General features: G+C 59.7%; 12 protein-coding genes. 7 read left to right on the top strand and 5 right to left on the bottom strand.

Annotation, left to right across the window (positions count from 1 at the left end; all coding sequences use genetic code 11):
• Window positions 1-5 precede the first annotated feature (5 nt).
• A complete protein-coding gene (locus tag WEU32_RS09405; RefSeq protein ID WP_312812637.1) occupies window positions 6-590 on the bottom strand; it encodes a nucleoside 2-deoxyribosyltransferase domain-containing protein in 585 nt (194 codons plus the stop codon).
• 136 nt (window positions 591-726) lie between these two features.
• Here WEU32_RS09405 and WEU32_RS09400 point away from each other — a divergent pair, with 136 nt between their 5' ends.
• Window positions 727-1,614 carry an EamA family transporter gene (locus WEU32_RS09400; protein ID WP_312136687.1) on the top strand — a complete coding sequence of 296 codons (888 nt, stop codon included), beginning with the start codon at window positions 727-729 and terminating at the stop codon, window positions 1,612-1,614.
• Between the two features lie 72 nt (window positions 1,615-1,686).
• Here the strand turns inward: WEU32_RS09400 and WEU32_RS09395 are convergent, their stop codons facing one another.
• Window positions 1,687-2,271 carry a superoxide dismutase family protein gene (locus WEU32_RS09395; RefSeq protein ID WP_406851712.1) on the bottom strand — a complete coding sequence of 195 codons (585 nt, stop codon included), beginning with the start codon at window positions 2,269-2,271 and terminating at the stop codon, window positions 1,687-1,689.
• Between the two features lie 122 nt (window positions 2,272-2,393).
• Between WEU32_RS09395 and gyrA the strand changes: the two genes are divergently transcribed.
• The 5 genes from gyrA (at window position 2,394) to WEU32_RS09370 (ending at window position 8,352) form a co-directional block, all read left to right on the top strand.
• Window positions 2,394-5,192 (top strand): DNA gyrase subunit A, encoded by a 2,799-nt coding sequence (gyrA, locus tag WEU32_RS09390; protein ID WP_406851711.1) that lies wholly within the window; start codon window positions 2,394-2,396, stop codon window positions 5,190-5,192.
• Window positions 5,193-5,199: 7 nt separating this feature from the next.
• The gene (locus tag WEU32_RS09385) at window positions 5,200-6,003 is read left to right on the top strand and encodes an aminotransferase class IV (protein WP_406851710.1); all 804 of its coding nucleotides are present in this window, start codon (window positions 5,200-5,202) and stop codon (window positions 6,001-6,003) included.
• 113 nt (window positions 6,004-6,116) lie between these two features.
• Window positions 6,117-6,602 (top strand): pantetheine-phosphate adenylyltransferase, encoded by a 486-nt coding sequence (coaD, locus tag WEU32_RS09380; protein WP_406851709.1) that lies wholly within the window; start codon window positions 6,117-6,119, stop codon window positions 6,600-6,602.
• A gap of 33 nt (window positions 6,603-6,635) precedes the next feature.
• Complete coding sequence (locus WEU32_RS09375; RefSeq protein ID WP_312136697.1) at window positions 6,636-7,466, top strand: peptidylprolyl isomerase; 831 nt, start codon at window positions 6,636-6,638, stop codon at window positions 7,464-7,466.
• 34 nt (window positions 7,467-7,500) lie between these two features.
• Window positions 7,501-8,352 (top strand): peptidylprolyl isomerase, encoded by an 852-nt coding sequence (locus WEU32_RS09370; RefSeq protein WP_406851708.1) that lies wholly within the window; start codon window positions 7,501-7,503, stop codon window positions 8,350-8,352.
• 3 nt (window positions 8,353-8,355) lie between these two features.
• Here the strand turns inward: WEU32_RS09370 and WEU32_RS09365 are convergent, their stop codons facing one another.
• The gene (locus WEU32_RS09365; RefSeq protein WP_406851707.1) at window positions 8,356-9,480 is read right to left on the bottom strand and encodes a Ppx/GppA phosphatase family protein; all 1,125 of its coding nucleotides are present in this window, start codon (window positions 9,478-9,480) and stop codon (window positions 8,356-8,358) included.
• 135 nt (window positions 9,481-9,615) lie between these two features.
• Between WEU32_RS09365 and hspQ the strand changes: the two genes are divergently transcribed.
• Entirely contained in the window at window positions 9,616-9,978 is a 363-nt protein-coding gene (gene hspQ / locus WEU32_RS09360; RefSeq protein WP_312136702.1) for a heat shock protein HspQ, read from the top strand.
• Between the two features lie 3 nt (window positions 9,979-9,981).
• On the opposite strand, the gene WEU32_RS09355 is transcribed toward hspQ, so the two are convergent.
• Both WEU32_RS09355 and WEU32_RS09350 read right to left on the bottom strand, forming a co-directional pair.
• On the bottom strand, window positions 9,982-11,403 hold the full coding sequence (locus WEU32_RS09355; protein ID WP_406851706.1) for an alkaline phosphatase PhoX: 1,422 nt from the start codon (window positions 11,401-11,403) through the stop codon (window positions 9,982-9,984).
• A 67-nt stretch (window positions 11,404-11,470) separates the two neighbouring features.
• Entirely contained in the window at window positions 11,471-12,688 is a 1,218-nt protein-coding gene (locus WEU32_RS09350) for an acyltransferase family protein (RefSeq protein ID WP_406851705.1), read from the bottom strand.
• Between the last annotated feature and the right edge of the window lie 47 nt (window positions 12,689-12,735).

Here is a 12,735-nt window from a genome sequence, read left to right as displayed (position 1 = left end):
CTGAGTTAACGGACGAAGCGGCCCTTGGTGGCCGCTTCGCTCAGGGCTTCACGCACAGCCGCTGTCAGCTCTTCCATCGTGTGAACCTGACGCACACCATAGGCCTCAGCGGTGATGTCCACATTGCCCTTGCGCCAAAAACCGTCGGGAGCCAGCACGATCAGTTTTCCGGTACGGGCATGCAGGCCCATTTCCAGCAGGCTGATGGGACTTTGGGTGCCGGGGGCGAAATACATGACGATGACGTCGCTAGCTTCGAGGGCGGCCAGTTCCCATTCCACCTGACGGCGGAATTCCGGCTCGTCGGCTTCGGGACGCCATGCAGGGTTCCAGTCGGGACGGCGCGGGTTCAGGACCACCACATCCATATCCGACAGGGCGCGGGTCATGGCGGCCTGCCAGTCGGGTGCGCCACCCATATCGATACTGCCGCCCATAAAGACGCGCGGCATGTGGTTATCCAGCGGCAGAGGCTCGGGTGAAGTGACGTGCACAGGACCAGCAAGAACGGGGCTGCTGATGGCTCCAAGGCACAATGCGGCGCTAAAGGCGGCAAAGGTCCGACGCAGGGGGGAACGGGCGATGGCCATGGGAACTCTCTTGGCTGGATACTGTGCGGTTCCCATAACCCGAAGTGACATCTAGGCGAAGTCATCGCGTGTCGAAACACGACGACAAGCTTCGTGAGAAGCCAAACGCCTTTACCTATGGCATGGCCAGATCACTATGTTGGATCAAAAGCTCACACCGCTGGAAATCGGGGCCATTCTGGCTATCGTTATCATTTGGGGTGTCAATAACGCAGCCGCCAAACTGGCGACAGAATATATGCCGCCGATGATGGTGGCCGCCCTGCGGTTTGCGGTCGCTGCATTGTGTCTGGCCCCGTTTGTGCGCCCGCCCTTCCCGAACTGGAAGGCTTTGTTGCTGATCGCGTTTCTGGGCGGGGTCCTGCACTATGGCTTGATCTATTACGCTTTTTCGCTGGCACAAGATGTCAGTCCTGTGTCTGTGGCCACCCAGATGTGGATACCGTTCACCACCCTGTTTGCGTTTCTGTTACTGGGGGAAAAGGTGCGTTGGCCGGGGCTTGTCGGGATGGCGATCGCCTTTGTCGGTGTGGCGTGGATGACGGCTGACCCGCATGCTCTGCATGATTGGGAGGCCATTATGATCGGCATTATGGGTGCAGCGGTTTGGGCCTTGGTGACGGTGATTGCCCGTCGTACGGCCTCTGTGCCGCCGCTGAAGATGCAGGGCATTTTGGCGCTTACCGCCTTTCCGACCATGACATTGGGTTCGCTCCTGTTTGAAACAGGACAGATTGAAGGCGTAAAATCCGCAACACCTCTGGTCTGGGCCTCTGTCATCTGGGCGGGGCTTTTGTCCTCGGTGTTAGCAACCAGCCTGTTATTCTGGCTGGTACAGCGCCGCGAAGCCGGACGTGTCACGCCCTATCTTCTGGGGTCCACAGTGGTCTCGGTACTGATGGGATGGCTGTTCATGAACGATCAGCTGACGCCGCAAATCATTACGGGCGCAGCACTTACACTGATCGGTGTGGTGGTTGTTTCTCTGGCCGAGCGTGGACTGCGATACGGCGCAGCGCGTTAGGGTTCGGCTTTGGCCACAAGAAAAAGGGCGCAGTGGCCAAGGCCGCTGCGCCCTTTTTCATAGGTGCTGTACCTAGTGCATCAGATGGATCGCACCACAGGCCACGCGCGCACCAGCCCCGCCAATCGGCTGGCTGGAATGGTCGTCGGCATTGGCGTGGATGATGATGGCCGAGCCGTCATTATCCAGCAGATCCTGTGCCGAATCATCACCTGACAGTCGGGCGCGGGTGGTGAAGATCTCGGCCTTGGCCGTGCCGTCTGCATGGGCATAGATATTGGGCAGATCGCCATTGTCGGGACCGTCGGCATTCATCAGGCCGTGCGGCACCTTGGCTTCGGGATGGTTGATATGGGCACCGGCAGACGTAAAGGCGGCCTCGCACTGGCCTGTTTCGTGCAGGTGGATACCATGCCAGCCCGGCGTCAGGCCTGTGGCTTCAACAACCATCAAAAGGCCGTTTGGACCTTGTTTCAGGGTGACGGTGCCCGCGGCGGCACCCTCGTTGTTGAACAGATGGACATTATAGCCTGACGATGTGGCTGCGGGCGCAGATTGGTGGCCTGTGTGCGAAGCCTGTTCAGCAGCGACAGCAGTGCAGGCTGTGGCGAGAGCGGCCAAGCTGCCGACGAGTAGGGCGGTGGTTGTTTTACGCATGATATTGCCTCCAGAAAGTACGGATTTGGAACGGCATGTTCTTTTGCCACGACGCCCCCTGAGTGCTAGAACCAACCCTAGCGGATCACGTTCCGATTCCGGCCATTTAAAGCCTGATTTCCTTGACCGACGATAGTTACCAAAACGCCGCCCCTTCGACGTCCGGCGAGATTGCAACGATCACCATCGAAAACGAGCTGAAACGCTCGTACCTTGACTACGCCATGAGCGTGATCGTCAGCCGCGCTCTGCCTGATGCGCGCGATGGTCTGAAGCCTGTTCACCGCCGCATCCTGTATTCGATGCATGACCTGAACATGACACCCGAGCGTTCGTACTCCAAGTGCGCGCGTGTGGTGGGTGACGTGCTGGGTCGTTTCCACCCGCACGGCGACTTGTCGGTTTACATGGCGCTGGTCCGTATGGCCCAGGACTTCTCCATGGGGCTGACCCTTGTGGACGGTCAGGGCAATTTCGGTTCCGTTGACGGCGATATGCCCGCTTCGATGCGCTATACCGAAGCGAAGATGACGCATGCTGCCGTGGCGATGCTGGCCGATATCGACAAGGATACTGTCGATTTCCAGCCGAACTACGACGAGAAGGAACTCGAACCGGTCGTTCTGCCGAGCCGGATTCCGAACCTGCTGGTCAATGGTGCCGGTGGTATCGCCGTGGGTATGGCGACCAACATTCCGCCGCATAATCTTGGCGAAGTCATCGATGCCTCGATTGCACTGCTGGACAATCCGGAAGTCTCTGATGAAACCCTGCTGGACATTGTCCCGGGGCCTGACTTCCCGACCGGCGGCGAGATCATGGGGCGTACGGCTCCGCGTAACGCCCTGCGTGACGGCCGTGGTTCGGTTATCGTTCGCGGCAAGGCTGCGATCGAGGAAATTCGCAAGGACCGTGATGCGATTGTCATCACCGAGCTGCCATATCAGGTCAATAAACAGACCCTGATCGAGCGCATTGCCGAGATGGTCCGCGAAAAGCGTCTGGAAGGTATTTCCGACGTTCGCGACGAATCCGACCGTCTGGGTATGCGTATTGTCATCGAGCTGAAGCGCGATGCTTCGGGCGATGTGATCCTGAACCAGCTTTATCGCTATACGGCGCTGCAATCGTCGTTCGGCGTCAATATGCTGGCGCTGAACCATGGCCGTCCCGAACAGATGGGCCTGCGCAAGCTGCTGGAAGTGTTCCTCGAATTCCGCGAGGAAGTGATCGTCCGCCGCGTGAAATTCGAGCTGAACAAGGCGCGTGATCGTGGTCACGTCTTGGTCGGTCTGGCTGTGGCTGTGGCCAATATCGACGAAGTGATCCACATCATCCGTTCGTCGGCCGATCCGTCCGAAGCCCGCGAACGCTTGCAGAGCAAGGCATGGCCGGTGGGCGACATGATGGCTCTGGTCGAGCTGATTGCCGATCCGCGTACAGTTCTGGTCGAGGGCGGCCTGATCCGTCTGACCGACGAACAGGCCAAGGCCATTCTGGCCCTGACCCTGTCGCGTCTGACCGGTCTGGGGCGTGATGACATCTTTGGTGAAGCCAATACTCTGGCAGGCACCATTGCCGGTCACCTCGAGATCCTCTCGGACCGCAAGAATGTTCTGGCCATCATCCGCGAAGACCTGCTGACCGTTAAGGAGCAGTTTGCTGTGCCGCGCCGCACCCTTATCGGTGAGGGCGATCACGAGATGGAAGACGAAGACCTGATCCCGCGTGAGGACATGGTCGTGACCGTCACCCACACCGGCTACGTCAAGCGCGTGGCTCTGAACGCCTATCGCACCCAGCATCGCGGCGGTAAGGGCCGTTCGGCCATGTCCATGAAGGACGAGGATGCCATCACCGGCGTCTTTTCGGCCTCGACCCACACGCCGGTTCTGTTCTTTGCCACCAACGGCAAGGCCTATAAGCTCAAGACATGGCGCCTGCCGCTGGGCACGCCGCAGTCCAAGGGCAAGGCCTTTGTGAACCTGCTGCCGATCGAGCCGGGCGACAGCATCATGAACGTGCTGCCGCTGCCGGAAGACGAGGCAACCTGGGGCGATTACGACATCATGTTCGCCACCAAGTCGGGCGATGTGCGTCGTAACAAGCTCAGTGATTTCGCCACGGTGAACCGCGCGGGCAAGATCGCCATGAAGTTGGAAGACGGTGACCACATGGTCGGCGTCGCCATCTGTAATGCCGAAGACGACATCCTGCTGACCACGGCACTGGGCCGCGCCATCCGCTTCAAGGCGGACGACGTCCGCGTCTTCAAGGGGCGTGACTCGACCGGTGTTCGTGGTATCCGTCTGCAAGACGGTGACGAGGTGATCTCCATGGCCGTTCTGGGCCGTGTGGATGCTACGCCGGAAGAACGTGCCGCCTATGTCAAACACGCCAATGCAGCCCGTCGCGCGGCGGCTGGCGAAGGCGACGAAGAGGTTGTTGCGACCGAGGCCGAGGATGAAGGCGGCGATGATGCTGTCCTGACGCCGGAGCGTATCGAGCAACTGGCCGCCGCCGAGCAGTTCATCCTGACCGTCTCTGAAAACGGTCTGGGCAAGCGTTCGTCGGCTTATGAATACCGTCGCACCGGTCGCGGTGGTCAGGGCCTGACGGCTCACGGCCTTGGCGGTCGTGCGGGCAAGCGTCTGGCCGCAGCCTTCCCGGTTCTGGACAGCGATGACCTTCTGCTGGTTACCGATGCCGGTCAGATGATCCGCACCCCTGTCGAGCAGGTCCGCATTGTTGGCCGTTCGTCTCAGGGTGTGATGATCTTCCGTACCAGCAAGGACGAGACCGTGGTTTCGGTCGAGCGCCTGCCGGGTTCGGACGAGGACGATACCGAGGTTGAAGGCGAGGGCGTGATCGAAGGTGAAGCCACCGAGATCGCCGAAGCCCCGACCGCCTCGGAGGACTAAGAGACACATGGCCGTCGAACCGCAGTTGTGGATCGACGGCCATGCTGCATCTGCGGCGGATTTACGCCGTATGGCCATGGTCAACTATGGCGCTCTGACCTCGTTTTCGTATCAGGCGAACGGGGTGCGCGGACTGGACCTGCATCTGCAGAGGTTGATCGCCTCGGGTCAGGAACTGTTTGGCCAACAACTCGATAAATCAAACATTTTGAAGCCCTTGCGCGCTGCTCTTGCGGCAGTGGACGAGGCGTGGGTGCGTGTCACCCTGACGGCACCGGACCTGTCGATCCGCACACCCGAACAGTCTGGCGATATGGTGGTCGGGGTGTGGGTGTCGGGTCCGGCGCAGCCTCTGTCCGATGGTCAAAGGCTCAGCGCTGTCCCGCACCAGCGCGAACTGGCGCACCTCAAACATCTGGGTACGACCGGCATTATTCATGCCCGCCGCAAGGCTCGCATGGACGGATTTGACGATGCCTTACTGGTTTCATCTACTGGCCAGATACTGGAAGGCACAGTCTGGAATATCGGTCTGATTTGCGATGACACTGTGGTCTGGCCCATGGGCGACATTCTGGATGGGGTAACGCGCCGTCTAATTGAAAGTGGCCTATCGGAAATGGGCATCTCCCAAGCCTATGAAGCGGTGTCCTTGCGTGATCTCAGCCGATTTGAGGCGGCATTCTTGTGCAATGCGGCAACGCCCGCGGGCTCTATTTCGGCTATCGACGGATATAGCTTTGATGCCGAGCATCCGATGCTTGCGCGCATACGCGACGCATGGACGCGTCAGGCTTTGCAACCGCTGTAATACGGGCGGGCAATGTCATATTCGGCTGCGAGGTGAAGCCATTTGCGCTATTCCCCTCTTTTTGCACCTGCTAAGCAATGCGGACTTAGAGTTGGGGAGGCTTGAGATAGCCTATGCGTATCGGACTTTATCCAGGTACTTTTGATCCGGTCACGAATGGCCACCTCGACATCATCGGGCGTGCGGTCAAACTGGTCGACAAGCTGGTGATCGGTGTAGCGCAGAACGATGCCAAGGGACCGTTGTTCACGACGGCCGAACGTGTCGAAATGCTGCGTTACGAAGTCGCCCGATTCGGTGATGCGATCGAAGTGCGCCCGTTCTCCAGTCTGCTGATGCATTTTGCTGAAGAGGTCGATGCGACCTGTATCGTGCGAGGCCTGCGCGCTGTGGCCGACTTTGAATACGAGTTTCAGATGACAGCAATGAACCAGCGTCTGAATAGCCAGATCGAAACCGTCTTTCTGATGGCTGATCCGCGTCATCAGGCTATTGCTTCGCGCTTGGTCAAGGAAATCGCTATGCTGGGCGGTAATATCGAAAGCTTTGTCAGCCCTGCGATTGCCGCAGCGGTACTCGACAAGGTGGGCAAGCGCTGAAACATTGAGTCTATGAAAAACCTGCTGATTTGTATGAGCGCAGCCACCGTCCTTATGGCCGGTGCTGCACAAGCCCAGTCCACGCCGTCAGCGGATTGGCGCATGGTGGCCCCCGAGAATCTGTGGGTGATTGATACGTCCAAGGGGCGGGTTCTGGTCGAGCTGGAACCGCGCATTGCGCCGAACCATATCGAGCGCATTCGCACCCTGACGAACCAGAACTTTTATGATGGCCTGAAATTCCACCGCGTCATTCCCAATTTCATGGCGCAAACCGGTGATCCCAAGGGGACGGGCGAGGGGGGCAGTGAGCTGCCCGATATCGCCGCCGAGTTCAGCTTCCGCCGTGGACGCGATGCGGGCTATGTGCCCGTTGCCAATGGCGGTCCGGGTCACGTGGGGACTGTCGGTTCAGTGGTGGTTGCCACCCAGCCTGACGCCCAGATGATGATCAATGCCGATATGAAGGTATGGGCCACGCCGCTGTTCTGTGCGGGCACGGCTGGTATGGCACGCTCTTCACAGCCGAACAGCGCCAACAGCCAGTTCTATCTGACGACCGGCCATGCCGACACGCTGAACGGCAACTATACGGTCTTTGGTCGTGTACTGTCGGGCCTGGATGTCGTGAAGTCGCTGAAAGCCGGCTCTGAAGCGGCGGACGGTGCCGTGGGCGAGGGGGCTGATGTGATGACGCGCGTGCGTCTGGCCTCGCAATTGCCCGAAGGAGAACGCCCGACTGTGCGCGTGGCTGTGGCCGGTGGTGCGCCGTTTAATGCCGCAGTCGAGACCGCGCGTACGGCCAAGGGCAACGGTTTTACAGCATGCGATATCCAGATACCGGTCCAGATCGATAACGGCTGAATACGCCGGAACTGAAAACGATAACAAAGGCGGGATGATGAAACCGATAAACCTTGTAGCCGCAGCCCTTGTGGCCAGTTTCGGTTTCTCTCCCGCCCTTGCGGAGCCTGTGGGCCCCGACAGCGATTACGAGGCCATCGCCCCCGAAAACCTGCTGGTCATCGACACGACCAAAGGGCGTATCTGGGTCGAGATGACACCCGATATTGCCCCCTTGCATGTCGAGCGTATCCGTCTGCTGGCGGGCGAGGGTTTTTATGACAACGTCAAATGGCACCGCGTCATTGACGGCTTTATGGCCCAGACAGGTGATCCGACGGGCACCGGCGAGGGTGGTAGCACCCATGGCACTGTAAAGGCCGAGCTGACCTTCCGGCGCGGGCCGGAAACGCCGTTCGAACCTGTGGCCCATCCTGCGGGCTATCCGGAAGGTTTTCACCACAGTGTGCCCGTCTATAGTCAACCGGATCGTTTTTTCGGTCGGTTCGAGGACGGTAAGGCTACCGCGTGGGGCATGTACTGTCCCGGTGTGGCCGGTATGGCCCGCGACACCGACGAGAACAGCGCTGACAGCCAGTTCTTCTTCATGCGCGATGCCTATCCGTCGCTAGAGCGCCGCTACAGCGTCTGGGGCCGCGTGGTTGTCGGACAGGATGTCGTCAATGCACTAAAGGCCGGTGACCTGCCCAGCGGCATGGTCACAGATCCCGATGTCATGACCAAGGTGCAGGTGGCCTCGGCCATCCCGGCAAGCGAACGTCCGGGCGTCTATCGCCTGCGCCCAGACAGCAGAACCTTCCGGGGCATAGTGGCCACAGTGCGTCAGGCCAGAGGTGCAGACTTCTCGCCATGCGACATCCAGATTCCTGTGCGGATCGAACCGTAAGCCCTAGCTTGTTGCCGGGGTTGCGGGCGGGGGTGTCCCTCGCGAACGCTTGCGCCGACGACGGCGTTTGCGAGTGGCGCGATTAGGTTCGCTCATCATGGTCAGCAACAGCCCTTCGCGCAGACCACGGTCGGCCACGCGCACTCTCTCGCAAGGCCATGCCCGCTGTACGGCTTCCAGTATTGCGGCTCCCGCCAGAACCAGATCGGCCCGATCCGGCCCGATGCAGTTTTCCGCTGCACGTCCGTCCGGGCCGAGGGTGATGAGGCGGTTGGCCGCTGACTCACAATCAGTGCGCGTCATCCAGAGGCCATCCACCAGATCACGCTGATAGCGGCGCAGACCCAGATGGATACCGGCCAGACTGGTGATGGCACCCGATGTGCCAACCATATGGGCGCGGCCTTGTTGATAGAGGCTATGATAGGCGGGGTCGTCAGGCGCGCCCCTAGCAATTGCGTCACCGACATCGGCGACCATGGCTTCGTACCAGTGTCGCGGCGAACCTTGCGGTTCGGGATGACGTTCTGCCAGACTGACAACGCCCAGAGGAACCGACATCCAGGCTAGTGTATCCAGGCCTTGTTCGCTGCGACGCATCCATGACAGCTCCGTCGAGCCGCCGCCAACGTCAATGACCAGAACAGCTTCGGATGTCGGATCAATCAGATTGAGGCAGCCCGCAACGGACAGGCGCGCTTCCTCGATGGGGTCAATAATCCGTAGATCCAGTCCCGTGCCTTTACGGACGCGCTCGATAAATTCCGCGCCATTGGAGGCACCGCGACAGGCCTGTGTGGCCACTGCGGATAGATTTTCAGCTTTGAGGCCGCGTCTGGCAATGCGTTCGGCGCATAGATTGAGGGCTTCATAGGCCCGTTCCATGGCGTTGCTGTCCAGACGGCCTGTGCGAGAGAGGCCTTCGCCAAGCCGCACAATCCGGCTGAAGGAATCAACCACGCGAAAGCCGTCACGCGCAGGACGCGCGATCAGCAGGCGGCAATTATTGGTCCCCAAATCAAGTGCGCCATACAAGGGTGCATCCCGATTTGAATCGCCCGACCGACGTGGTCTGGAGGGCTGGGACCGTGAGTCGCGCTTGGGTGGCGCGCCTTTGGTCTCCGGCATGGGCCGACAAGGGTATGTGGGCGGTCCAAAGTGGCGCCCGTCATACTTAACCTAGCCCGCATCCCGTCATCAGGCCAAGCCCCCAAGCTGTGTAATTATGATTACAGGATTTAAGGTTACAAATAGTCACACTGAATGACGGTTTTTGTAGCAACCTTCATGTGCGCCAAACGTATCTGGCTTATGATCCAAGCTCGCACAGCACGTTTTGGACTAGGTCAGAAAGTCCGTCACATCCACCACGTTTTCTATGGCTTGGTGCTGGATGTGGATGCGAGCTATCAGGGGCCGATCGGGGATATTGGCAGCATCAACCCCGAACAGCCTTTTTACTCGGTCATGGTGGAAACCGAGGAAGGGCTTGCCATCGCCTATGCCGCAGAGGAAGCTTTGGCGGTGACAGAGGGGGTGGAGCCGATTTCCGAACAAGAACAGTGTCGACTGTTCACAGTTGATGGCAATGGCCGCCACGCCCCCCGTTTGTGCGCCCTGCAGTAAGGGTCAGACGCGGAAGTTTTCCCACGGGCCGGTAATGGCCAGTGTCACACCCGGCGAATAGATGTTGACGAACATGGTCTTGCCCTCGGGCGAGAAACAGACGCCAGCCAGTTCGCTATTAGTGTCATCGCTGTCATGCGGCTCGGCATTGCGCGCAATCGTGTAGATGCGACCATCGGGCATGACGCCCTTGATGTGGTTGGTGCCGATCTTGCGATCCTCGCAGCCGATGACGTGGCCGTTCGGGGCGATGGTGATGTTGTCGATATAGTCCAGCACTGCACGGTCGGTGGCTTCTACGAACAGTTCGATCTGCCCCGGTTGTAGAGCCTCGTCATGGGCACCTTCGCGCGGCGAGGGGACATAACGCATAATCTGGCCGTGACGTCCTACGCCCCCCGAGGTGCAGGTGAAATACAGGTGATCTTCGGCCCAGTGGATACCTTCGCCACGGGCAAAGAAGGCCGCGCCAGCGGCATGGCCGCGCAGGTTCAGATCGCCTTCAGGGCTTTCGACATCCGATAGAGTGATCCAGCGGGTGGTGCGTTTCTGGCCCTGTGACCACATCACGCTGTCCCAGTTGCGCGTATCCGCGGACGGTTGATCGACAATGGCGAGGGCTTGCAGCTTGCCGCCCCTGTCCAGATGGCGCGGATCGACCGGCAGATAGCGATAGAAGAGCGAGTTTTCGACATCTTCGGTCAGATAGACCACGCCGGTACGCGGATCGATACAGGCGGCTTCGTGCTTGAAACGGCCCATGGCCTTGATCGGTTTGGGCTCGACCAGACCTGTGTCATTGGCGGGAACCTCGAACACCCAGCCATGGTCTTGGGGCAGACCGTCTTTGATACCTGCGAGGCTTTCCTCGCACGACAGCCATGAGCCCCACGGTGTCTTGCCGCCCGCACAATTGGTGGCGGTGCCCGCCAGCGACAGGTGGCTGCGTTCCAGCTTGCCGGTCTTGAGGTTGTAAACCAATGTGGTCGTGCCGCCGCCCAGCGGATAGACGCCGCCATCGGGGTCGGGATAGACGCCGTAAACCTTGCTGCGGTCGATATCGTCGGCCAGACGGTGCGCCGTTCCCCATGCGCTGAGATTGAACTCGTCGGCATCGACCTCGTGGTTACGCACCAGAATGACGCGGTCATCATCCAGCGGGAAACAGCCCATGCCGTCGAACTTGTCCGGCGTCATCAGGCCGTCATTCATGGTCTCGCCAGCCTGCGATACCACGCGGTACGAAAACCCTTCCGGCAGGTCCAGGACGCCATAGGGATCTTTGACCATCGGGCCATAGCCGAACACTTCGTTGCGGGCTGGGCCGTCAATGAAACCATTGGCGGCGGCCTGTGCGCGAAGGGCATAGCCGGACAGGGCAAGGGCGGTGGCGGAGGCCATAAAGGCGCGACGTGAAGGGTTCATAGGGCGCTCCGTAGGCTGATTGGATAACGTGTGAATGACGCGAGTTTAACGGCCGTGTGACAGGTCATCATGCCGCAGTTTTCTTAGCGACGCCGACGCCCATCAGTATGCCAAACACACCGGCCCGTCTGGCGATTTCATAGGCCACAGCACAGCCGGTCAGGGTGAGGGACAGTACCACACCCATTTCGACAAACAGCGGCAGGTTCAGTTTTTCGAGTTGGAAGGCCAGCACCACAATCAGGGTCTGGTGGACGATGTAAAAGGTAAAGATACCGCCGCCTAGCCAGCGCATCAGCGGCGAGGTCTGGCGGATATGTTGCGCGCCATAACCCAGAATGGCGCAGATAAAGGCCCACTGGTCGATGGTATAAACCACGCGCATGGCCTGTTTCAGAGCCTCTGGCGGCGCGGTGTCTTTGAAGCCGGTCATATAGCCGACCCAGACCCCGTATGAGACCAGTGCCAGCGCCAGAAACACATGGCGATAGCGCTGCAACGCCTCGGTTACACGCGGCGCATCGGCCATCAGGAAACCGAACCCGAAGGCGGCAAGGCTGAGGGCGTGGTTATACAGATCACCGAAAAGATCGTGCGTGATCGGGAACTGGGGAAACAACCACAAACGGATCAGCGCCAGATAGGCCATCGGCCATATAAACAGACCGATACCGCTGAATAGGCGTTCGAAAACCTGTGTGGCCTTGGCAAGACGTGGGCCTGCCCAACCGGCCACCAGCGCCGCGATCAAACTATAGATCATGGCATAGGCGACGAACCACAGATGATTCCATGTCGGGGTGGTGATACAGCCGTCGGCATCACACCAGTCACCCTTGGATGTGACATAGCGCACCCAGAAATCGGCGGTCATGGCATTGTGATAGATATCGGTCGCAAGGCCGTTATCGCGCACATGCTGGACCACCTGATAATAGGTTTGCGGCGGCACGATCACCAACATGCCGAACAGCAGAGGTAAAAACAGTCGCAACAGTCGCGATCCGCCCAGCCGTTCGGCGGCCCCCGGTCCCTCGGCGCGGTACTTCTCAAGCAATAACCGTGTGGCCGCGCCTGAAACGAGGAACAACAGGGTCAGCCTCCACGGATTGGTGAACCACATGACGGGTTGCAGCCATTCCTGCGGGCGGGCGCTGTTCACATGAAAGTCCCACGGCACATAGAACATGCCGATGTGGTAGAGGATCAGCAGCATGAAAGCCCCTATGCGGATGGCGTCCAGATCATGTCTGCGCAAAAAGTGGTGTGCAGTGGTTTGGGTCATGCCCTCTAGACAGCGGCTGGCGGCACGGCGCTCAATGGGCGCGGGCG

This window comes from Brevundimonas sp. BH3 (assembly GCF_045345115.1).
Classification (GTDB): Bacteria; Pseudomonadota; Alphaproteobacteria; order Caulobacterales; family Caulobacteraceae; genus Brevundimonas.
The sequence above is the reverse complement of the archived record's forward strand: the minus strand, read 5'-3'. Positions and strand labels throughout refer to the sequence as shown.